19 protein-coding genes are annotated in these 20,800 nt (G+C 67.8%); 13 read left to right on the forward strand and 6 right to left on the reverse strand.

The annotated features are described in order from the left end of the window. The first annotated feature begins 21 nt into the window (after positions 1-21). The 8 genes from bioB to E0W60_RS11540 all read left to right on the forward strand — a co-directional run bounded on the left by bioB (position 22) and on the right by E0W60_RS11540 (position 7,412). Positions 22-1,044, forward strand: a complete 1,023-nt coding sequence (bioB, locus tag E0W60_RS11505) for a biotin synthase BioB (protein ID WP_135704195.1) — start codon at positions 22-24, stop codon at positions 1,042-1,044. A gap of 110 nt (positions 1,045-1,154) precedes the next feature. Next, complete coding sequence (locus tag E0W60_RS11510) at positions 1,155-3,185, forward strand: acetyl/propionyl/methylcrotonyl-CoA carboxylase subunit alpha (protein ID WP_135704198.1); 2,031 nt, start codon at positions 1,155-1,157, stop codon at positions 3,183-3,185. Positions 3,186-3,334: 149 nt separating this feature from the next. Continuing rightward, on the forward strand, positions 3,335-4,276 hold the full coding sequence (locus E0W60_RS11515; RefSeq protein ID WP_133098123.1) for a 2-hydroxyacid dehydrogenase: 942 nt from the start codon (positions 3,335-3,337) through the stop codon (positions 4,274-4,276). A 56-nt stretch (positions 4,277-4,332) separates the two neighbouring features. Next, the gene (locus E0W60_RS11520; RefSeq protein WP_133098124.1) at positions 4,333-5,268 is read left to right on the forward strand and encodes a hydroxymethylglutaryl-CoA lyase; all 936 of its coding nucleotides are present in this window, start codon (positions 4,333-4,335) and stop codon (positions 5,266-5,268) included. A gap of 21 nt (positions 5,269-5,289) precedes the next feature. Continuing rightward, positions 5,290-5,790 carry a YbaK/EbsC family protein gene (locus tag E0W60_RS11525; protein WP_029047310.1) on the forward strand — a complete coding sequence of 167 codons (501 nt, stop codon included), beginning with the start codon at positions 5,290-5,292 and terminating at the stop codon, positions 5,788-5,790. Further along, positions 5,787-6,221 carry a thioesterase family protein gene (locus tag E0W60_RS11530; protein ID WP_133098125.1) on the forward strand — a complete coding sequence of 145 codons (435 nt, stop codon included), beginning with the start codon at positions 5,787-5,789 and terminating at the stop codon, positions 6,219-6,221. Before E0W60_RS11525 ends, E0W60_RS11530 begins: the two co-directional genes overlap by 4 nt. Then, a complete protein-coding gene (locus E0W60_RS11535) occupies positions 6,214-6,477 on the forward strand; it encodes a DUF1289 domain-containing protein (protein WP_133098126.1) in 264 nt (87 codons plus the stop codon). Before E0W60_RS11530 ends, E0W60_RS11535 begins: the two co-directional genes overlap by 8 nt. 11 nt (positions 6,478-6,488) lie before the next feature. Beyond that, on the forward strand, positions 6,489-7,412 hold the full coding sequence (locus E0W60_RS11540; protein ID WP_133098202.1) for an MBL fold metallo-hydrolase: 924 nt from the start codon (positions 6,489-6,491) through the stop codon (positions 7,410-7,412). A 133-nt stretch (positions 7,413-7,545) separates the two neighbouring features. Here the strand turns inward: E0W60_RS11540 and E0W60_RS11545 are convergent, their stop codons facing one another. The 6 genes from E0W60_RS11545 to E0W60_RS11570 all read right to left on the reverse strand — a co-directional run bounded on the left by E0W60_RS11545 (position 7,546) and on the right by E0W60_RS11570 (position 14,473). After that, complete coding sequence (locus tag E0W60_RS11545; protein ID WP_135704200.1) at positions 7,546-9,714, reverse strand: TonB-dependent receptor; 2,169 nt, start codon at positions 9,712-9,714, stop codon at positions 7,546-7,548. A gap of 164 nt (positions 9,715-9,878) precedes the next feature. Next, positions 9,879-10,343: a hypothetical protein gene (locus tag E0W60_RS11550; protein ID WP_135704202.1), complete on the reverse strand. Its 465-nt coding sequence runs from the start codon at positions 10,341-10,343 to the stop codon at positions 9,879-9,881. Beyond that, positions 10,288-11,547: a CobW family GTP-binding protein gene (locus E0W60_RS11555; RefSeq protein WP_133098129.1), complete on the reverse strand. Its 1,260-nt coding sequence runs from the start codon at positions 11,545-11,547 to the stop codon at positions 10,288-10,290. The genes E0W60_RS11550 and E0W60_RS11555 overlap by 56 nt, the downstream gene beginning before the upstream one ends. A gap of 290 nt (positions 11,548-11,837) precedes the next feature. Further along, positions 11,838-12,524: an RNA polymerase-binding protein DksA gene (gene dksA, locus E0W60_RS38325; RefSeq protein ID WP_239477827.1), complete on the reverse strand. Its 687-nt coding sequence runs from the start codon at positions 12,522-12,524 to the stop codon at positions 11,838-11,840. A gap of 338 nt (positions 12,525-12,862) precedes the next feature. Next, entirely contained in the window at positions 12,863-13,936 is a 1,074-nt protein-coding gene (locus tag E0W60_RS11565) for a CobW family GTP-binding protein (protein WP_135704204.1), read from the reverse strand. 30 nt (positions 13,937-13,966) lie between these two features. Beyond that, positions 13,967-14,473 carry a Fur family transcriptional regulator gene (locus E0W60_RS11570; RefSeq protein ID WP_133098131.1) on the reverse strand — a complete coding sequence of 169 codons (507 nt, stop codon included), beginning with the start codon at positions 14,471-14,473 and terminating at the stop codon, positions 13,967-13,969. 147 nt (positions 14,474-14,620) lie between these two features. On the opposite strand from E0W60_RS11570, the gene E0W60_RS11575 reads away from it, so the two are divergent. The 5 genes from E0W60_RS11575 to ltrA all read left to right on the forward strand — a co-directional run bounded on the left by E0W60_RS11575 (position 14,621) and on the right by ltrA (position 20,788). Next, the gene (locus E0W60_RS11575) at positions 14,621-15,520 is read left to right on the forward strand and encodes an alpha/beta fold hydrolase (protein WP_133098132.1); all 900 of its coding nucleotides are present in this window, start codon (positions 14,621-14,623) and stop codon (positions 15,518-15,520) included. 291 nt (positions 15,521-15,811) lie between these two features. Beyond that, entirely contained in the window at positions 15,812-16,798 is a 987-nt protein-coding gene (locus tag E0W60_RS11580) for a tripartite tricarboxylate transporter substrate-binding protein (protein ID WP_135704206.1), read from the forward strand. A gap of 263 nt (positions 16,799-17,061) precedes the next feature. Continuing rightward, positions 17,062-17,598: an ATP-dependent protease subunit HslV gene (gene hslV, locus E0W60_RS11585; RefSeq protein WP_012351483.1), complete on the forward strand. Its 537-nt coding sequence runs from the start codon at positions 17,062-17,064 to the stop codon at positions 17,596-17,598. Positions 17,599-17,635: 37 nt separating this feature from the next. After that, entirely contained in the window at positions 17,636-18,967 is a 1,332-nt protein-coding gene (hslU, locus tag E0W60_RS11590) for an ATP-dependent protease ATPase subunit HslU (RefSeq protein ID WP_133098134.1), read from the forward strand. A gap of 453 nt (positions 18,968-19,420) precedes the next feature. Next, complete coding sequence (gene ltrA / locus E0W60_RS11600) at positions 19,421-20,788, forward strand: group II intron reverse transcriptase/maturase (RefSeq protein ID WP_135702721.1); 1,368 nt, start codon at positions 19,421-19,423, stop codon at positions 20,786-20,788. The last annotated feature ends 12 nt before the right edge of the window (positions 20,789-20,800 follow it).

A 20,800-nucleotide genomic window follows, 5' to 3' on the forward strand; every position in this document is an offset into this window, starting at 1 on the left:
CACAATCCGACTGAAAACAACATGACCCAAGCCCACACCGTTACCACCATCTCCGCCGAATCGCTGCGCCAGATTGCCCGCCAGCATGCATTGCCCGACGACGCCAAATGGCGCGTCGACGACGTTGCCGCGCTGTTCGCGCTGCCGTTCAACGACTTGCTGTTCCGCGCCCAGCAGGTGCATCGCGAGAATTTCGACGCCAACACCGTGCAGCTCTCGACGCTGCTGTCGATCAAGACCGGCGGCTGCGAAGAGGATTGCGGCTACTGCCCGCAAAGCGCGCACCACGACGCCGGCGTCAAGGCCGAGAAACTGATGGCGCTGGACGAGGTGCTCGACGCCGCGCGCGCCGCCAAGGCCAACGGCGCCACGCGTTTCTGCATGGGCGCCGCCTGGCGCAGCCCCAAGGACCGCCACCTCGAGCCGGTGATGGACATGGTGCGCGAGGTCAAGGCGATGGGCCTGGAGACCTGCGTCACGCTGGGCATGCTCAAGGCCGAGCAGGCGCAGCAGCTAAAGGAAGCCGGGCTGGACTACTACAACCACAACCTGGATACCTCGCCCGAGTTCTACGGCAAGATCATCACCACGCGCACCTACCAGGACCGGCTCGACACCATCGGCCATGTGCGCGACGCCGGCATCAACGTCTGCTGCGGCGGCATCGTCGGCATGGGCGAATCGCGCGAGGCGCGCGCCGGCCTGATCGCGCAGCTGGCCAACATGGACCCGTACCCGGAGTCGGTGCCCATCAACAACCTGGTCCAGGTCGAAGGCACGCCGCTGGCCGGCACCGAGGCGCTGGACCCGTTCGAATTCGTCCGCACCATCGCGGTGGCCCGCATCACCATGCCCGGAGCGATGGTGCGCCTGTCGGCCGGCCGGGAAGCCATGGACGAGGCGCTGCAGGCGCTGTGCTTCATGGCCGGCGCCAATTCCATCTTCTACGGCGAAAAGCTGCTGACCACCGGCAACCCGCAGGCAGATCGCGACCGCGCCCTGCTGGCCCGGCTCGACATCCGCGCGGAGGGTTACGCGGGGTAGTTGAGCGGGATGGTCTCGCGGCAAGGTTACGTGAGATAGCGACGCGGAATTAACCCATTGGACACCTCCCCGCCGTAAGATGCCGATAACGGCATAACAAGGAGGGAGCCATGTTCAGCAAGATCCTGATTGCCAACCGCGGCGAGATCGCCTGCCGCGTGGCCGCCACCTGCCGCCGGCTCGGCATCCGCACCGTCGCGGTGTACTCGGATGCCGACGCCGATGCCCGCCACGTCGCCTTCTGCGACGAGGCCGTCCATATCGGCGGCGCCGCCGCGCGCGACAGCTACCTGCGCGCCGACCACATCATCGAGATGGCGAAGGAGACCGGCGCCCAGGCGATCCACCCGGGCTACGGCTTCCTGTCCGAGAACGAAGCCTTCGCCGAGGCCTGCGCCGCGGCGGGGCTGGTCTTTATCGGCCCGCCGGCCTCCGCGATCCACGCGATGGGCAGCAAGAGCGCGGCCAAGCAGCTGATGGAAAAGGCGTCGGTGCCGCTGGTGCCCGGCTACCACGGCGAAGACCAGGACCCGGCGCTGCTGCGCCGCGAGGCCGATCGCATCGGCTACCCGGTGCTGCTCAAGGCCAGCGCGGGCGGCGGCGGCAAGGGCATGCGCGTGGTCGAGTCGGGCGATGGCTTCGAGGCCGCGCTGGCGTCGGTCAAGCGCGAGGCCAGCGCCAGCTTCGGCGACGACAAGGTGCTGGTCGAGAAGTACCTGACGCGCCCGCGCCATATCGAGATCCAGGTATTTGCCGACACCCACGGCAACTGCGTCTACCTGTTCGAGCGCGACTGCTCGGTGCAGCGCCGGCACCAGAAGGTGCTGGAAGAGGCGCCCGCGCCGGGCATGACCGAAGAACGCCGCCGCGCCATGGGCGAAGCGGCAGTCGCCGCGGCCAAGGCGGTGGGCTATGTCGGCGCCGGCACCGTGGAATTCATCGCCGATTATTCCAACGGCGAGGACGGCTCCTTCTACTTCATGGAGATGAACACGCGCCTGCAGGTCGAGCATCCGGTCACCGAGATGATCACCGGACAGGACCTGGTCGAATGGCAACTGCGCGTCGCCGCCGGCGAGCCGCTGCCGCTGACGCAGCAGCAACTGCGCATCGACGGCCACGCGCTGGAGGCGCGCATCTACGCCGAGAACCCCGACAAGCAGTTCCTGCCCTCCACCGGCACGCTGCGCTTCCTGCGCACGCCGCCGGCGGTGCAGTTCATGCGCGGCGAGGACGCCCATGGCCCGGCGGGCATCCGCATCGATGCCGGCGTGCGCGAGGGCGACACCATCAGCCCGTACTACGACCCGATGATCGCCAAGCTGATCGTCTGGGGCAAGGACCGGGACGAGGCGCTGGCGCGGATGCGGCAGGCGCTGGCGGCGTATCACGTGGTCGGACTGTCGACCAACGTGGCGTTCCTGCAGCGGCTGGTCAAGTCCGAAGCGTTCCGCACTGCTGATCTGGACACGGGGCTGATCGATCGCAACGAGAAGACCCTGTTCCCGCCGCCGGCCCCGGTCGGCATGGAGATCATCGCGCTGGCGGTCGCCGCGCTGCTGGACCGCGAGGCGCGCGAATTGCGCATCGACGCCGCCGATCCGCACTCGCCGTGGACCCACGGCGGGGCATGGCGGCTCAATGGCGGCGTTTCGCGCCAGCTGCGCTTCGGCTACGGCGACCATGTGCTCGACGTGACGCTGAACACCAATGCGCGCGGCAGCACGCTGATCTATGCCGACCAGGCCGCGCCCTTCGCCAGCACCTGCCAGGCCGACGACCTGCGCGTCAACCTCGGCACCCGCCGTGCGCATGGGCAGGTGCACTGCGACCGCGAGACCTTCCATGTGTTCTATGGCGGGCGGCATGTCGCGCTGGCGTGGCTCGACCCGCTGGCCCACGCCGGCGAGGCCGAAGGCGAGGGCGGCAAGCTGACCGCGCCGATGCCGGGCAAGGTCATCGCGGTGATGGTCGAGCCCGGCAGCACGGTCACGCGCGGCACGCCGCTGCTGGTGATGGAAGCAATGAAGATGGAGCACACCATCAGCGCGCCGGCCGACGGCGTGGTCAGCGAAGTGCTCTATCGTGTCGGCGAGCAGGTGGCCGAAGGGGCGCAGCTGCTGGCGTTCGAGGGCAAGTAAGGGGCGCGTACGGTCCGGGTCCGGCCCGAAGCCTGACCCGGATCGCATTCCTCTGCCAAAATAGCCTTCTGGGTATCTGCTCACCCGTCGTTCCCGCCTGCGCGGGAATGACAGTCGATGCGCGCCCCGCAATATCCCCTGGAGACAAGATGAAGTTGCAGTTGTACGTCCCCGACGGCCGCTATGAGCCGTGGGTCGAAGGCTTTGCCGAAGCCCTGCCCGAAGCCGAATGCGTGACCTGGGAGGGCAGCCGGGGCGAGCCAGCCGACTACGCCGTGGTCTGGCGCCCGCCGGTGGAAATGCTGCGCGGCCGCACCGACCTGAAGGCGGTCTTCAACCTCGGCGCCGGCGTCGACGGCATCCTGCGGCTGCGCGACGAGGCACCCGATGCGCTGCCCGCAGGCGTGCCGATCGTGCGGCTGGACGATGCCGGCATGGCCGCGCAGATGGCCGAGTACGTCACCGCCGCCGTGCTGCGCTATTTCCGCAAGCTCGACGCCTACGAGGCGCAGGAACGCGCCGGCAACTGGAAATTCCTCAAGCCGCATCGCCGCGCCGACTTCACCATCGGCGTGATGGGCGTGGGCACGCTCGGCACCCATATCGCCCGCACGCTGGCCAGCTTCGGCTTCCCGGTGCGCGGCTGGAGCCGCACCGCGCGCGCGATCGAAGGCGTCAGCGGCTTCTATGGCGATGCGGGCCAGGCGCCGTTCCTGGACGGCCTGCGCGTGCTGGTCAATGTGCTGCCGCTGACCCCGCAAACCGAGAGCATCCTGAACACCGGCCTGTTCGCGCGGCTGGCGCAGGGCGCCTATGTGATCAACGTGGCGCGTGGCCAGCACCTGGTCGAGGAAGACCTGCTGGCCGCAGTGCAGTCGGGCCAGGTTGCGGGCGCCACGCTCGACGTGTTCCGCACCGAGCCGCTGCCGGCGGATCATCCGTTCTGGCAGGAGCCGCGCATCACGGTGACGCCGCATATTTCGGCGCTGACCCTGCGCGAGGACAGCATCGCCCAGATCGCCGGCAAGATCCGCGCGCTGCGCGCGGGCCAGCCGATTGCCGGCGTGGTCGACCTGCAGCGCGGGTACTGAGCGCCGCGGCACCCCACAACGAAGAACAGACAGCGAAGAACAGACAGGAGACGGCCATGACCATCCCGAACTACGTGAAGATCGTCGAAGTCGGCCCGCGCGACGGCCTGCAGAATGAAAAGGCCATGGTGCCGACCGACGTCAAGGTCGCGCTGGTCAACCAGCTGACCGACGCCGGCTTCGTCAATATCGAGGCCGCCTCGTTCGTCTCGCCCAAGTGGGTGCCGCAGATGGCCGATGGCGCGGATGTGATGGCCCGCATCCAGCGCCGGCCCGGCACGCTGTACTCGGTGCTGACGCCGAACATGAAGGGCTTCGAGGGCGCCATTGCCGCCGGCGCCGACGAGGTGGTGATCTTCGGCGCCGCCAGCGAGGCGTTCTCGCAGAAGAACATCAACTGCTCGATCGCCGAGTCGATCCGGCGCTTCGAACCGGTCGCCGCCGCGGCAAAAGAGAAGGGTGTGCGCCTGCGCGGCAGCATCTCGTGCGCGCTGGGCTGCCCGTACCAGGGCGAGGTCCCGGTCAGCGCCGTGGTCGACGTGGTGCGCCGCATGCGCGAGCTGGGCTGCGACGAGATCGATATCGCCGACACCATCGGCGTGGGCACGCCGGTGCGCGTGCAGGAAGTGATGCGCGCCGCCGCCGCGGAGTTCGCGCTGGACCGGCTCTCGGGGCATTTCCACGATACCTACGGCCAGGCGCTGTCCAATATCCTGGCCAGCCTGGAAGTGGGCATCGCGATCTTCCACGCCTCGGTCGCCGGGCTGGGCGGCTGCCCGTATGCCAAGGGCGCGACCGGCAACGTGGCCACCGAAGACGTGCTGTACATGCTGCACGGCATGGGCATCCATACCGGCATCGACCTGGAAGCGGTGGTGCGCACCGGCGACTACATCTCGCAGGCGATCGGCCGCGCCAACAGCTCGCGCGTGGGCCGGGCGCTGCTGACCAAGTGGGCCGCCGCCAGCGATGCGGCGCCGGCCTGCGCCTGAGTCCAGAAACAAGGAGAACCCATGACGGCAAGTAACGAAGCGCTGCCCGAATCCGCGCAGCGCGTGGCGGACCTGCTGGCCGGACTCGGCCACGACCGCCCGGTGGTGATGCTGCCCGCCACCGGCAAGACCTCCGCCGAAGCCGCGGCGGGGCTGGGCTGCAGCGTGGCGGAGATCGCCAAGTCGATCATCTTCCGCCGCGTCGAGGACGATGCGCCGGTGCTCGTGATCGCCAGCGGCAGCAACCGCGTCGACGAGGCCAAGGTGGCCGCCCGCGTTGGTGCGCTGGGCAAGGCCGATGCGCGCTTCGTGCGCGAGAAGACCGGCTATGCCATCGGCGGCGTCTGCCCGATCGGCCATGCGGTCGCGCCGGTGATGCTGCTCGACCAGGACCTGTTCCGCTACGACAGCCTGTGGGCCGCCGCCGGCCATCCGCATGCGGTGTTCAACCTGACGCCGCAGCAGCTGCAGCAGATGACCGGCGCGGAGGTTGCCGACGTGGCCGCCGGAGCGCCGGCATGAGCCCCGAGCTACGTCCGGGGCTGACCTTCAGCTGGCAATACACGGTGCCGCCCAAGGCCACCGTGCCGCGCCTGTACGACGATATTCCCTGCTGCCCGGAGATGCCCGACGTGCTGGCCACCGGCTACCTGGTCGGCATCATGGAATGCGCCTGCCTGCAGATGCTGCGCAAGCACCTGGACTGGCCGCGCGAGCAGTCGCTCGGCACGCTGGTCAGCTTCTCGCACCTGGCGCCGACGCCGCCGGGCATGACGGTGACGGTCAAGGGCCAGCTGGTCGAGGTGGACGGCCGCCGCCTGCGCTTCGAACTGAGCGCCTGGGATGGCGAGGACAAGATTTCCGAGGGCGTGCACGAGCGCCACATGATCGACGCGGGTCGCTTCAACGAGAAGGTGGCGGCCAAGGCGGCGCGGCAGCACAAACATGCCTGAAGCGCGCGCGGCAGCCACGCTTGCGGCATTGGCCGCGGAGCTTGCCGCGCAGGCCGCCCGGCTGGAATCGCCGGTGCCCTCGCCGTGCCGCAACGTCTGCCGCATGGACGCCGCCAGCGGCTACTGCGAGGGCTGCCTGCGCACCATCGAAGAGATCGCCGGCTGGTCATCGGCCAGCGACGAAGACAAGCGCCGCATCTGGGCGCAACTGCCCCGGCGCGCCGCCTGGCTGGCGGGCGAGGAGACACCCCCTTGAGCGAAGCATCGATGCCCGCGTTGCCCGCATTGCCCGACACCATGCGCGTGTTCGAGCGCGGCTGGCTGTCGGCCAACAACATCCTGTTCGTCGATGGCGACGAGACCGCGCTGGTGGACACCGGCTACGTCACGCATGCGCCCCAGACCGTGGCGCTGGTCGCTTCCGCGCTGCAGGGACGGCCGCTGGTGCGCATCCTCAACACCCACCTGCATTCGGACCATTGCGGCGGCAATGCCGCGCTGCAGGCACGCTGGCAGCCGCGTACCGCGATTCCCGCAGCCGAAGCCGCGGCCGTGGCCGCGTGGGATACCGAGGCGCTCACCTACCGTGCCACCGGACAGCAGTGCGACCGCTTCGGCTTCGACAGCGTGCTGCACGATGGCGATGCGGTGACGCTGGGCGGCATCGACTGGCAGGTGGTGGCCGCGCCAGGCCATGACCCGCATGCGGTGATGCTGTTCGCACCGGGGCCGCGCATCCTGATTTCCGGCGATGCGTTGTGGGAGAACGGCTTCGGCGTGATCTTTCCCGAGCTGGATGGCGAGAGCGGCTTCACCGAGCAGGCGGCCGTGCTGGCGCGCATCGCGGAGCTCGATGCGCGGCTGGTGATTCCCGGTCACGGGCCCATGTTTACCGACGTCGATGCCGCGGTCGAGCGCGCGACCGCGCGGCTGCGTCACCTCAGCGCCGATCCCGCGCGCAATGCCAGCCACGCGGTCAAGGTGCTGGTGAAGTTCAAGCTGCTGGAGCAGCAGCGGATGGCGCAGGCGGAGCTGGCGCGGTGGATGGCGGAGGCGCCGTTGATGGTGCGGATTCGCGACCGGTTCATGCCGGGGCAGGAGATGGCCGGGATTTCCGCGCAGACGGTGCGGGCGCTGGTGGGAGCGGGCGCGTTGGCGGTGGAGGGGGAGTGGGTGGTGAATCGGGATTGAGGTGGTTGCAGGGCTTGCGCGATGGGAAGCGCCAGCCCTCTCCCCGGCCCCTCTCCCGCTTGCGGGAGAGGGGCCGGGGGATAGGACCGGGGTCTCAACGAAGTCGCGCCAGCCGCTAAGCCGCCACGCGGCCTCAAAACGACGTCCTGAACCCCACCTTCACACTCCTGCCAGCCAGCGGCGCGATATCCCGCAGGATCGACGTCGCATTGCGCGCATCCTGGTTGGTAAGGTTATCCCCGCGCAGGTACACCAGCGTCTGCGTCCCGGCCACCTTGAACTTGTAGGTCAACGCCAGGCTTAGCAGCGTATATGCATCGGTCGGTGTGTCGTTGCTCGGCACGCGCGTCTGCTTGGCCGCGTACGTGACATCCACGCGCGCGCCCCACGGCCCCGCGCCATACACCAGCGCACCGCCCAGGCGCAGCGGTGCCAGCCGCGGCAGCGGCTCGCCGGTGTCGCGGTTCTCGCCACGCACGTAGTCGGCGCGCGCCTCGAAATCCAGCGTGTCGCTGGTGGTCAGCATCTTCTGCAGCAGCCGTGTCTTGCCCTCGGCCTCGAAGCCGTACAGCGTGGCCGGCACCCCCAGGTACTGGAACTCCGGTAGCGAATCCGGGCTGCCCGGGGCGACCACGTCGCCGGCCTCGTCGCGCGCGCGGCCCGTGGCCGACAGCGCCAGGTAATTGGCAAAGCGGCTGTAGTAGCCCGACACGCCCGCGCTGTGCGCCCCCGACTTGAAGCGCACGCCCAGGTCGATCGAGGTGGCGCGCTCCTTGTTGGCGTTGGGGTCGCCCAGCTCCCACGAGCCGGTGGCCACGTGCGGGCCGTTGGCGTACAGCTCGTAGAAGGTCGGCGCGCGTTCCGTGTAGGACAGGTTGCTGGTCAGCGACCACGCCGGGTTGACCTTGTACAGCAGGCCGGCCGAGGCGCTGGTGGCGTTGAAGCTGCGGTTGGCGTCGGCAAAGCGGTCGTTGCCGTTGGCGCTGGCCTTGATGCTGCTGTGGTCGAGCCGGCCGCCGAAGTTGAGCTTGAGGTCGCCCGACGCGGTCAGCGGCAGTTCCTCGAACAGGAACAGCGCGGCGTTGTCGGTATTGGTGCTCGGCACGAACGCTTCTTCGCCCAGCGCCGAGAAGTCGGTATGCCCGAACTGCGTGCCGATCACCCCCGTCATGTTGCCGATCTTCGCGTGCCTGGCCTCGAAGCGCGCGTCCCAGCCGCGGTTCTTGAAGATCGTGCCGGTCTCGCCGCCCTCGATCTCCTTGTGCTCATAGTCGGTGTACCCGAACTTGCCCTTGACCGATTCGATCCAGCCGCCGGTGGTGCCGGCCAGGTTGCGCGCCTCGCCTTCCAGCGCGAAGCGGTCCTGCTTCATCTTCAGCCGCACGTCGTCCTCGGCGGGCGTGCCGTAGTCATTGCGGTAGGCGCTGTAGTTGGCGCCGACAAAGCCATCGGCCCAGGTGTAGGAGCCGCCCAGCGAGCCCCCCTGCTGATCGGCGCTGGTGTTGGGCAGGCGGCCGTAGGCCTCGCTTTCACCCTCGGGCAGGGGCTCGGCGGCGCGCAGGCGGTCGCTGCGGGCGTAGCCGGGGATGCGCAGGTCGCTGGTCTTGCGCGCGAACGCGTCGGCATGGACCGCGAACTGGCCGTTGCCGGCCTCGATCAGCGCGCTGGCATTGCGGGCCTGGTCGCCGCCGATGGTGCCGCTGGCATCCACGGCGCCGCCTACGCCTTCGATCGGCTCCTTGGGGATGCGGTTGTCGATCACGTTGACCACGCCGCCAATGGCATTGCCGCCGTACATCAGTGCGGCCGGGCCGCGCACCACCTCGATGCGCTCGGCCACCAGCGGATCCAGCGCCACCGCGTGGTCATAGGACAGGGTCGAAGCGTCGACGGTGCTGCCGCCGTTCTGCAGCACCTTGATGCGGTCGCCGTCCAGGCCACGGATCACCGGGCGGCTGGCATTGGGGCCGAAGTACGTCGATGACACGCCGGGCAGCTTGTCGAGCGTCTCGCCCAGCGTGCTGGCCTGGCGCACGGCCAGCGCGTCGCCGCCCAGCGTCGAGACCGGCGCGACCATGTCGTTCAGTTCGCTGCCGAGCGGGTTGGCGGTGACGACGACTTCGCGCAGCGTGCCGGTAGCAGTGGCGGTGGCAGGAGCGGTTTCGGCGGTGGCCGCAGGCGTGGCGGTCTGCGCGTGCGCGGGCGCTGCCAGGGCAGCGAGCGAGGCGGTCAGGGAGGCGGCAATGGCCGCGAGCGGGGTCAGGCAAGGGGCGCTGTTTTTCGTGCAGTTCTGTTTGGACATGGCGCGCGTAACGAAGCAGTGGCAATCAGCCCCGGGCTGGGCACGGCTGCATGGCGTGGCGTGGCGCGAGCCGCCCCGTATGGGACGGCCGCACCAGGCGGGCGGCAGGCGTTCAGCTCAGGAAAATTCGAAAGCCAGGCACGCGGCGATGGCCGCGTCCCGGATCAGGCGAGGGCGATGGCCGGCGCCGGTGGCGCGCGCGAATGGAAGGGGTGGGCGGCGGGCAGGTCGGGCCAGCGCCAGGCGAGGTTGGCAGGCTTGACCGGCTTGCCGAAGGCGAGCCGCGGCAGCGGCAGCTTGCCGCACAGCGTGTCGGCCACCGTGGCGCCGTCGAACAGCACGCAGGAGTGGCCGCTGAATTTCTGCGCCAGTGGATGGGAATCGGTATCGGCGTTGGTCGCGTCGGCCTCGGCCGGCGTGACCGACGTGACCGACGCGGCTGCGCTGGTCCCCGGCAGCCCGCCGTGCACGATGCGGTGGGTCAGCCCGGCATGCTGCGCCAGCAGCAGGCATAGCGCCAGCCACAGCGCGAGCCACAAGCCCGGGCCGTGCGCGCGCAGGCGGGTGAACCAGTCAGTGCGCATGGGGATGGTGCGGCGCGCCGCAGCCGCAATCGTCGCCATGGTCATGATCGTGGCCGTGGTCGTGTTCGTGGTCCTCGTCCAGCTCGTCGACCCACGCCGGGAACGGATCTGCGTAGTCCGCCCACGCCTGCGTGCCTGCCGCCATCTCGGCATCGTCCAGCAGGCAGGCATCGAGCCGCGCCGCCAGCGCGGCAGCGTCCAGGTCCAAGCCGATCAGCACCAGCTCCTGGCGGCGGTCGCCAAACGGTGCCGGCGCGCCGTCGACCTGCATGTCGGCCTCGATCCCGGCACGGTCGGCGTCATCGGTCGGCCACTCGGCCGGGTCCAGCGCAGACCACCAGGCGCCGGCGCCGCCGTGGCGGCATACGCCGCCGGCCTGGTTCCAGTCGCCGGCGGTGTCCATGCGGCTGGCCAGCCAGAACAGGCCCTTGGAGCGCAGCACGCTGCCTTGTTCGCGCAGCCATTCGGTATGGATCAGGTCGGCAAAGCGCTGTGGATGGAACGGGCGGCGGCGCCGGTACACCAGCGTCGACACGCCGCTGTCCGGCTCCGGCGCCGTGCCCTGCAGGGCAGCCAGCCAGCCGGGAGCATCCGCGGCGGCGGCGAAGTCAAAGCGGCCGGTGCCGGACACCCGCTGCGGCGGCACGCTGCCGAAGCTGGCCTCGACGATCTCGGCGCGCGGGTTCAGCGCATGCAGCACCGCGCGCAGCCGCGCCAGCTCGCCGGCACTGGCGAGGTCGGCCTTGTTCAGCACGATGACGTCGCAGAACTCGACCTGCGCGGCCAGCACTTCCGCGACGGTGCGGTCGTCTTCCGGGCCCTGCGCCAGGCCGCGGTCGGCCAGGAAATCGGCTTCGTTGAGGTCGGCGAGGAAGGTGGCCGCGTCGACCACTGTTACCAGCGTGTCGGGCTGCAGCGCGGCATCGGGGCCGGCGCCGTGCTCGGCCTCGAACAGGAAGCCCTCGGCGATGGCGAGCGGGTCGTCCCGGCCATCGGCCTCGACCAGCAGCGCATCGAAGCGCCCTTGCGCGGCCAGCCGCGCGGCTTCGGCCATCAGCGTGCCGGCATCCGGCAGCACGGTGGCCTCGCAGCCGGGCGGTAGCGGCGCCAGCGTCTGGCCATCCTGCGCGCCGCAGACCAGCACGGCCACGCGCCCGCCGGCGCCTTGCGCAAGCAGGTGGTTCAGCAGCGTGGTCTTGCCGGCGCCGGTAAAGCCGGACAGCACGGTGACAGGCAGGCGATCAGCCATGGCAGGAGAGCGGAAAGGTGGCGAACCGGCGGCGCAAGCAGGGATTGCAAGCAGGGACTGCAAGCAGGGGCCGCAAACAGGCGCGCACCCGGTTGTTGCAACAAAGTTGCGAATTTACCAGAAAGCCCCGGCCGGCGACAGCGGGACGATTCTCATCATGGTAGGCCGTGGCCGGGCCACGACAAGTGCAGCGGTGCCCCGCGCTTGACCACCAATGCAAACGGCCCGGATAAACCGGGCCGTCGTGTCGCGGCTGCGCCGGCCAGGCAGGCCGGCTCAGTTGCTGGGCTTCAGTCCCCGAACAGCTTCTGGCGCAGTTCGCGGCGCTGCTGGGCTTCCAGCGACAGCGTCGCGGTGGGCCGGGCCAGCAGGCGCGGAACGCCGATCGGCTCGCCGGTTTCCTCGCACCAGCCGTAGTCGCCGGACTCGATGCGCTGCAGCGACTGCTCGACCTTCTTCAGCAGCTTGCGCTCGCGGTCGCGCGTGCGCAGTTCCAGCGCATGCTCTTCCTCGATGGTGGCGCGGTCAGCCGGATCCGGCACGATGACGGTTTCGCGCAGGTGTTCCGTGGTCTGGTCAGCGTTCTTCAGGATTTCGTCACGCAGCTGCTCAAGGCGATTCTTGAAGAAGGCGAGCTGCGCCTCGTTCATGTAATCCTTGTCGCTCATCTTCAGGATTTCAGCTTCAGTCAGAAGTTTGTTGCTGCTCATGGTTGCTGCTGATTCTCTTGTTGAGGCGGCCGGCGGCGTCTGGGTCCGCTCGGATTCGCTGTCCGTGCGCTTGCGCGCCACGGTCGTTTCACTCTGGCTGGCTGCAGTCTTGCTGCTTCGCGGGCCTCCCTTCGTTGCGCCCGCTTCGGCGTTCGCCGTACTGCCGCGGGGAGCGGGCGCGGCCTTCACAGGCTGCGCCTTGAGCGTCTCTGCCGCTGCACTACCTGTCTTGCTGCGGCTTTCTTTCGTCTTCGTTGCGGCTGTCATGGGACACCTCTCTCTCGCGTCAGTCAGTGACGGCGCGCGCCGAGGTACCCCTAGCGGAAAGGCGGTCTCCGCACGAAGCACTGCGACCGCACCTGCCCGGCGGCCTGCCTCATGCTGACGACGACCGCCGCCCTGCGGCCCGCCTGTTCAGCGGACCATACCGGCGGCGGAAAAAAGGTGCGCCACCGGTATCAAATCCGGCCTATTGTACTTGAACAAATTTTTCCGAGATACGGGGGAAAGCCAGCCAGCACTTCGGTATTTCCCCGGTACCCCGAACGGGGGTGGCCGTGAACGGTGTCCGAAGGTAGGGACCGCGCATGCGGCGGTCCGTGCACTCAGGCCAGGCAGTTCTCCAGGCCCTTGAGGATGGCGTCCCGCGGCAGGTCCACGCCGATAAATACCATCTTGGTGCCCGGCGTCTCGTCTTCCCACTTGGCGCCGATATCGCTGCCCATCAACTGGTGGACGCCCTGGAACACGACTTTCCGGTCCACGCCCTCCATATATAGTACGCCCTTGTAGCGCAGCAGTTTCTCCCCGTACACCGCCAGGATCCCCGACAGGAATTCCTCCAGCTTGCCGTAGTGGAAGGGCTTTTCGCTGCGGAAGACGAACGACGCGATGCGGTCGGTATGGTGGTGGTGATGGTGGTGGTCGTGCCCGTGGCCATGGTGGTGGTCGTGGTCATGGCCGCAGTCGGTGCCGCAATGCTCGCCGTGCTCGTGGTCATGATCGTGGTCATGCTCGTCGGCGCGCAGGAATTCTGGGTCAAGCTCCAGCTTCTCGTTCAGGTTGAAGCCGCGCAGGTCGAAGATGGTGTCGATCGGCGTCTCGCCGAAATGGGCGGGGCGGATCGGCGCGCGCGGGTTCATGTGCAGCAGGCGGTGGCGCAGCTCGGCCACGTCGCCCTCGCTGACCAGGTCGGACTTGGTGATGAAGATGGCATCGGCAAAGCCCACCTGGCGCTGCGCCTCTTCCTGCTTGTCCAGCTGCAGGTGCGCGTGCTTGGCATCGACCAGCGTGATCACCGCGTCGAGCAGGTAGCGCGAGGCGATTTCCTCGTCCATGAAGAAGGTCTGCGCCACCGGGCCCGGGTTGGCCACGCCGGTGGTCTCGATCACCACGCGGTCGAAGTCGATCTCGCCGGCGTCGCGGCGCGTCAGCAGTTCTGACAGCGCCTGCACCAGGTCACCGCGGATGGTGCAGCAGATGCAGCCGTTGCTCATCTGCACGATCTGTTCGCGGCCGTCCTGCACCAGGATCTCGTTGTCGATGTTTTCCTCGCCGAACTCGTTCTCGATCACGGCGATCTTCATGCCGTGCTGCTCGTTCAGGATGCGCTTGAGCAGGGTGGTCTTGCCGCTGCCGAGGAAGCCGGTCAGGATCGTGACCGGGGTCAGTTTGGACATTTGTTGTTCTCCGGGAAATGAGAGTGCCGGTCAGTGGGCGGCGGGCGTACGCTTGCCGCACTCGGCGCAGACGCCGTTCACGGTCAGTTCGACATGTTCGATGGCAAAGCCGCTGGGCACGCGCGGCGCGGCCGGCTGGGCCGGGGCGCTGGCGTCGTCCAGGCAGAAAGTGCGGTCGCAGCGGGTGCAGTGGAAATGGCTGTGCTGGCGGTGTTCCTGCGCGCGCGCGGCCTCGTGCTCGACCAGGCTGAAGCGGAACACGCGGTCGTTGCCGGCGCGCTTCTGCGCCACGCCTTGCTCCACCAGCCAGTCCAGCACGCGGTACACGGTGACGCGGTCGATGGTCTCGCCCTGCTCGGGCAGGTGGTCGATCACGGCCTGGTGGGTCAGCGCTTCGTCGCTGCCGATCAGGCAGGCCAGGATGCACAGCCGCGGCTGCGTCACGCGCGCGCCCAGTTGGCGCAGGCGCTCGTGGGCGGCTTCAAGGATGGCGGGCGCCGGTCCAGGGGCCGGCCCGTCCGGGCTAATGCGGGTCATGGGCCGATTTAACCATAGGCCCACGGTTGATGCAATTCAGTTGCAACGGTCCGTGGATGCGCCCGGTAGTCCCCGGTAGTCACGGGCGGCGCCGAGGGCGGGGTTTGCGCCTATGATCGACAAGCGACCCAGGAGCGGAGACAAGCCATGCTGAACGACGCCAGCGCGCTGCTGTTCCCTAATTTCGAGCCCTTCCGGCACCGCATCGGCGAGGTCGAGATCGCCGGCGTGCAGGGCGGCTCCGGCCCGCCGCTGCTGCTGTTGCACGGCCATCCGCAAAGCCACCTGATCTGGCACCGGGTGGCGCCAACGCTGGCCGACCACTTCACCGTGATCGCCACCGACCTGCGCGGCTACGGCAGCAGTTCGGCGCCGCCGGGCAACGCCGGGCATGAGCACTACAGCAAGCGCGCCATGGCGCAGGACCAGGTCGGGCTGATGGCGAAGTTCGGTTTCACGCGCTTTGCGCTGTGCGGCCACGACCGCGGCGCGCGCGTGGCGCACCGGCTCTGCGCCGACCACCCCGAAACCGTGAGCCGTGCCATGCTGCTCGACATCGCGCCCACGCTGGCCATGTACGAGCGCACCAGCATGGCCTTTGCCGCGGCCTACTGGCACTGGTTCTTCCTGATCCAGCCCGCGCCGTTCCCCGAGACGCTGATCAACGCCGAGCCCGAGTTCTACCTGCAGAAGCTGGTCGGCCTGCGCCACGCCGGCCCGAGCCCGTTCGCCCCGGACGCGATGGCCGCCTACGTGGCGGCCATGCGCGACCCGGCGCGGGTGCACGCCATGTGCGAGGACTACCGCGCCGCCGCCACCATCGACCTTGAGCACGACCGCGCCGACCGCGAGGCCGGACGCCGGCTGGCGCTGCCACTGCGCGTGCTGTGGGGCGAGCACGGTGTGGTGGCGCGCTGCTTCGAGCCGCTCGGGCTGTGGCAGGAGGTAGCCGCCGATGTCAGCGGCAAGGCGCTGCCGTGCGGGCACTACCTCCCGGAAGAAGCCCCCGAACCGCTACTTGAGGAAATGCTCGGTTTTTTCCGTTGAGCAGCGCCACATGTCGCAAAAGCGTGCCTTTGCGGCCGATCCCTGCCTGTTTTCCGGATTTCCCGCCATATGCCGCGGATTGCAGGCGGGTTAGCCCCTATACCTGCGCATTGTCTGGAGTTGCTAACATCATCCCCCGCCCTTGCGGTTTACCGCAGGGGCAGCGGCGCCAGCCGGTCATGGTCCAAGCGCGGCTAGTGAGACCGCGCCAGAGCGCCCCCGCACGAGCAGGGGCCAAGCCGGCGGCAATGCATTGCAAGACGGGTATTGAAGGAACCAGGAGAAGAGAGCATGAAACGAGTGGCAAAGACGATCGCGGCCGCGCTGGCAGTCAGCGCGATGGGCGTGGCGGCAGGCGCGTACGCGCAGGAATTCCCGGGCGGCAAGCCCATTTCGGCCGTGGTGCCGTTCTCGGCGGGCGGCCCGACCGACAAGCTCTCGCGCGAACTGACCGCGATCATGTCCAAGCACCTGGGCGCGACCATCGTGATCGAAAACCTGGGCGGCGCCGGTGGCACCATCGGTGCCAAGAAGGTGGTCCAGGCCAAGAACGACGGCCACACCGTGCTGATCCACCATATCGGCATGGCCACGGCCCCGGCGCTGTACCGCAACCTGGGCTTCGATCCGCTGAAGGACTTCGAGATGGTCGGTGAAATCGCCGACGTGCCGATGATCCTGGTCGGCAACAAGCAGCTGCCGCCGAACAGCTTCAAGGAACTGCTGCCGTACATCAAGGCCAACGCCGCCAAGCTGTCGCTGGCCAACGCCGGCATCGGCTCGGCCTCGCACCTGTGCGGCCTGCTGTTCCAGAGCGCGATCCAGACCGAGCTGACCACCGTGCCGTACAAGGGCGCGGCGCCGGCGCTGACGGATATCCTGGGCGGCCAGGTCAACCTGCTGTGCGACCAGACCACCAACCTGGCCGGCCACCTGAAGGCCCACTCGGTCAAGCCGTACGCAGCCATGCAGGCGCGTCGCGTGGAGGCGTTCAAGGACGTCCCGACGGCAGCCGAACAGGGCATGCCTAACGTGGAAGTGAAGGTCTGGCACGCCATGTACGCGCCCAAGGGCACGCCCAAGCCGGTGATCGACAAGCTGTCGGCCGCCCTGCAGAAGGCCGTGGCCGACCCGGCGTTCCGCGCCAAGATGGCCGAGCTGGGCGCCGAAGCGGTGCCGGCACAGCGCGCCACGCCGGAATCGCTGCGCACCAACCTGACCGCCGAAATCAACAAGTGGACCCCGGTGATCAAGAAGGCCGGCGTATATGCCGACTGAGCCGACTGAGCGGACTGATCGGATTGCCAGGGCGCATCGCTTGAAGTGATGCGCCGGGCGCCATGGAAGGGCCATGCGGCAACGCATGGCCCTTTTTGCATCTGGGGGGAGGCGCACGAGGTGCAGCGGCAGGCCCGCGCCCGGCGTCCTATAGTGGTCAGACGCCCGCGCGGCGCGCCGCCTGTGTGGCCCGGCGCACGAAAGGGCTTGAAACGGCCGGGGGCGTCGCCAACTACGGTCGTGACATATTCACGGAAGCCACCATGGAACAGTATCACGGCACTACCATCGTCAGCGTTCGCCGCGGCAACCAGGTCGCACTTGGCGGTGATGGCCAGGTCACTCTCGGCAATATCGTGATGAAGGGCACCGCACGCAAGGTGCGCCGCATCTACAACGGCAAGGTGCTGGTCGGGTTTGCCGGCAGCACGGCCGATGCTTTCTCGCTGCTCGACCGCTTCGAAGCCAAGCTGGAAAAGTACCAGGGCAACCTGACCCGCGCCGCGGTCGACCTGGCCAAGGACTGGCGTTCGGACCGCGCGCTGCGCCGGCTGGAAGCCATGCTGATCACCGCCGACCGCGACACCACGCTGGTCATCACCGGCAACGGCGACGTGCTCGACCCCGAGGGCGGCATCGCCGCGATCGGCTCGGGCGGCGCGTACGCGCAGTCGGCCGCGAAGGCGCTGATGGAGAACACCGAGATGGCGCCGAAGGACGTGGTCGAGAAAGCGCTGACCATCGCCGGCGAGCTCTGCATCTACACCAATACCAACTTCGTCATCGAGACGCTGGAATAAGCGAAGGCGGCAACGCGCGCCCTACTGAACGGATACCATGTCGCACACCATGACCCCGTCGGAAATCGTTTCCGAACTCGACAAGCACATCATCGGCCAGGACAAGGCCAAGAAGGCCGTGGCGGTGGCGCTGCGCAACCGCTGGCGCCGCCAGCAGGTGGCCGAGCCGCTGCGCCAGGAAATCACGCCCAAGAACATCCTGATGATCGGCCCGACCGGCGTCGGCAAGACCGAGATCGCCCGCCGCCTGGCCAAGCTGGCCGACGCGCCGTTCATCAAGATTGAAGCGACCAAGTTCACCGAGGTGGGCTATGTCGGCCGCGACGTCGACACCATCGTGCGCGACCTCGCCGAGATGGCGATCAAGCAGACGCGCGAATCCGAGATGAAGAAGGTGCGCACCAAGGCCGAGGACGCGGCCGAGGACCGCCTGCTCGACGTCCTGCTGCCGCCGCCGCGCGATATCGGCTTCTCGCAGCCGGAAGAGAAGGATTCCAACACGCGCCAGGTGTTCCGCAAGAAGCTGCGCGAGGGCCAGCTGGACGACAAGGAAATCGAGCTGGAACTCGCCGCCGGCGTGCCGAGCATGGACATCATGGGCCCGCCGGGCATGGAGGACATGACCGAGCAGATCCGCTCGATGTTCGCCGGCCTGGGCCAGGGCAAGAAGGCGCGCCGCAAGATGAAGGTGAAGGAAGCCTTCAAGCTGCTGGTCGACGAAGAGGCCGCCAAGCTGGTCAATGACGAGGAGCTCAAGCACAAGGCCATCGCCAACGTGGAGCAGAACGGCATCGTATTCCTGGACGAGATCGACAAGATCGCCAGCCGCAGCGAAATCGGCGGCGGCGAGGTGTCGCGCCAGGGCGTGCAGCGCGACCTGCTGCCGCTGGTGGAAGGCACCACGGTGAACACCAAGTACGGCATGATCAAGACCGACCATATCCTGTTCATTGCCTCGGGCGCGTTCCATCTGTCCAAGCCGAGCGACCTGATCCCCGAACTGCAGGGCCGCTTTCCGATCCGCGTGGAACTGGAGTCGCTGTCGGTGCAGGACTTCGAGGCCATCCTGACGCAGACCGATGCCAGCCTGACCAAGCAGTACCAGGCGTTGCTGAACACCGAAGAGGTCAACCTGGTGTTCGCGCCGGACGGCATCCGCCGACTTGCCGAGATCGCGTTCTCGGTCAACGAGAAGGTCGAGAACATCGGTGCGCGCCGTCTGTACACGGTGATGGAGCGGCTGCTGGAGGACCTGTCCTTCCACGCCACCAAGTCGTCGGGCGAGACCGTGACGATCGACGCGGCCTATGTCGACCAGCGCCTCGGCGACCTGGCCGGCAACGAAGACTTGTCGCGCTACGTGCTGTAAGCGGGCACGCAGGGCCGGAACAAGAAGGGCGCATCACGATGCGCCCTTTTTTTGTGCGCCCAGCATGGGCGCACTCTTGTGGGTGCAAGTCCCACCGTAAGCTGATCACAGCGAACGAAGCGAAGCGCAACTGCGTGAGGGCGACCGAGCGTGGGGAGGAAGCGTGGAGCGTAAATCGTGAGCCGATGAACAAGAACCACATAGAAGGCGCGGCTGAGCAGGGCGAGCGGGCGAGAAACCGCGAAGCTCTTGTGATCAAGGCGAGGCAGCGTAAATGTGGCGGCTGTGCGATGAAGGAGTGCGTTCTTACCTGGGGAGACCTCACCTCGATCCCGAAAGGGTAACGGCGTCGAGCCGGAGTGAGGAGTCAGCAGAGGCCGTAGTAGCCAGAGGACAGACCGGCAAGGTTGGAGCTATTGGCGAAGGGCCGAACGAGAGGAAGTGTCAGAAGCCATGACGATGTTGGAGGCCAGGCGCCAGAAGCCCGCGCGAGCGGGGCGGGACACCGAAGCCAGGGGTGAAGCCCCGGATGGAGTGTGTCGCGGCGAAGCCGAAATCCCGCGGCATGAAACGGACGGCACAGGGTCGGCGCTGCTGGAAGCGGCGCTGACGCGCGAGAACTTGCGGCAGGCGTTCAAACGGGTGCGGGCGAACAAGGGGTCGGCGGGTGTGGACGGGCTGGACATTGACCAGACGTCGCGCAAACTGGCGTCCGAGTGGCCTCGTATCCGTGAGGAACTGCTGCGGGGGACGTACCGGCCCAGTCCGGTACGACGGGTGACGATCCCGAAGGCGGAAGGTGGCGAGCGCGAGCTTGGCATCCCGACGGTGACGGATCGGCTGATCCAGCAGGCGCTGTTGCAAGTCCTGCAACCGCTGCTTGACCCGACCTTCAGCAAGCATAGCTACGGGTTTCGGCCTGGACGGCGGGCACATGATGCGGTGTTAGCCGCTCAGTCGTTCGTGCAGTCGGGCCGTCATGTGGTGGTGGACGTGGACTTGGAGAAGTTCTTCGACCGGGTCAACCACGACATTCTGATCGACCGCCTAAGGCAACGCATCGCCGACGCCGGGATCATCCGGCTGATACGAGCCTACCTGAACGCGGGAATCATGGATGGCGGGGTGGTCATGGAACGGCATCAGGGAACGCCGCAAGGTGGTCCCCTGTCGCCGCTGCTGGCCAACGTCTTGCTAGATGAGGTGGACAAGGAGTTAGAGTGGCGGGGTCACTGCTTCGCGCGGTATGCCGATGACTGCAACGTCTACGTTGGCAGTCGTCGCGCTGGCGAGCGGGTGATGGCTCTGCTACGAAGGCTCTATGACCGCCTCAAGCTGAAAGTTAACGAAGCCAAAAGCGCCGTGGCGCCGGTATTTGGTCGCAAGTTCCTTGGGTATGGCCTATGGCAAGCCCGGGACGGTGTGATCAAACGTGTGGTGGCTGCTAAGCCAATGGCGGCGTTCAAACAGCGTGTCAGGGTACTGACGCGGCGCAATGGTGGGCGCAGCCTCCAAGCCGTAGTCGATCAGTTGCGCCCTTACCTGCTGGGCTGGAAAGCCTACTTCGGGCTGGCGCAGACCTCCAGAATCTGGCGTGAGTTGGACAGCTGGATAAGGCGGCGGCTTCGGGCCTTGCAGCTCAAACAGTGGCGCAGGGGCAAGACTATCCACCGCGAACTGCTTCGCCTGGGGGCCTCACTACCGGTGGCGCAGTCGGTGGCGGCGTTAAGCCGTCGCTGGTGGCACAACAGCCTATCGGCGATTCATCGGGTGCTGACCACTGCCTACTTCGATAGTCTGGGACTGCCCCGTCTCGTCTGACCTCAACCTCTC

This window comes from Cupriavidus oxalaticus (genome assembly GCF_004768545.1).
GTDB classification, from domain to species: Bacteria; Pseudomonadota; Gammaproteobacteria; order Burkholderiales; family Burkholderiaceae; genus Cupriavidus; species Cupriavidus oxalaticus_A.

Excerpts from the sequence above, each read along its gene's own strand:
- bioB (WP_135704195.1), top strand. The coding sequence starts at position 22 with ATGACCCAAGCCCACACCGTTACCACCATCTCCGCCGAATCGCTGCGC.
- E0W60_RS11510 (WP_135704198.1), top strand. The coding sequence starts at position 1,155 with ATGTTCAGCAAGATCCTGATTGCCAACCGCGGCGAGATCGCCTGCCGC.
- E0W60_RS11515 (WP_133098123.1), top strand. The coding sequence starts at position 3,335 with ATGAAGTTGCAGTTGTACGTCCCCGACGGCCGCTATGAGCCGTGGGTC.
- E0W60_RS11520 (WP_133098124.1), top strand. The coding sequence starts at position 4,333 with ATGACCATCCCGAACTACGTGAAGATCGTCGAAGTCGGCCCGCGCGAC.
- E0W60_RS11525 (WP_029047310.1), top strand. The coding sequence starts at position 5,290 with ATGACGGCAAGTAACGAAGCGCTGCCCGAATCCGCGCAGCGCGTGGCG.
- E0W60_RS11530 (WP_133098125.1), top strand. The coding sequence starts at position 5,787 with ATGAGCCCCGAGCTACGTCCGGGGCTGACCTTCAGCTGGCAATACACG.
- E0W60_RS11535 (WP_133098126.1), top strand. The coding sequence starts at position 6,214 with ATGCCTGAAGCGCGCGCGGCAGCCACGCTTGCGGCATTGGCCGCGGAG.
- E0W60_RS11540 (WP_133098202.1), top strand. The coding sequence starts at position 6,489 with ATGCCCGCGTTGCCCGCATTGCCCGACACCATGCGCGTGTTCGAGCGC.
- E0W60_RS11545 (WP_135704200.1), bottom strand. The coding sequence starts at position 9,714 with ATGTCCAAACAGAACTGCACGAAAAACAGCGCCCCTTGCCTGACCCCG.
- E0W60_RS11550 (WP_135704202.1), bottom strand. The coding sequence starts at position 10,343 with ATGACCATGGCGACGATTGCGGCTGCGGCGCGCCGCACCATCCCCATG.
- E0W60_RS11555 (WP_133098129.1), bottom strand. The coding sequence starts at position 11,547 with ATGGCTGATCGCCTGCCTGTCACCGTGCTGTCCGGCTTTACCGGCGCC.
- dksA (WP_239477827.1), bottom strand. The coding sequence starts at position 12,524 with ATGACAGCCGCAACGAAGACGAAAGAAAGCCGCAGCAAGACAGGTAGT.
- E0W60_RS11565 (WP_135704204.1), bottom strand. The coding sequence starts at position 13,936 with ATGTCCAAACTGACCCCGGTCACGATCCTGACCGGCTTCCTCGGCAGC.
- E0W60_RS11570 (WP_133098131.1), bottom strand. The coding sequence starts at position 14,473 with ATGACCCGCATTAGCCCGGACGGGCCGGCCCCTGGACCGGCGCCCGCC.
- E0W60_RS11575 (WP_133098132.1), top strand. The coding sequence starts at position 14,621 with ATGCTGAACGACGCCAGCGCGCTGCTGTTCCCTAATTTCGAGCCCTTC.
- E0W60_RS11580 (WP_135704206.1), top strand. The coding sequence starts at position 15,812 with ATGAAACGAGTGGCAAAGACGATCGCGGCCGCGCTGGCAGTCAGCGCG.
- hslV (WP_012351483.1), top strand. The coding sequence starts at position 17,062 with ATGGAACAGTATCACGGCACTACCATCGTCAGCGTTCGCCGCGGCAAC.
- hslU (WP_133098134.1), top strand. The coding sequence starts at position 17,636 with ATGTCGCACACCATGACCCCGTCGGAAATCGTTTCCGAACTCGACAAG.
- ltrA (WP_135702721.1), top strand. The coding sequence starts at position 19,421 with ATGACGATGTTGGAGGCCAGGCGCCAGAAGCCCGCGCGAGCGGGGCGG.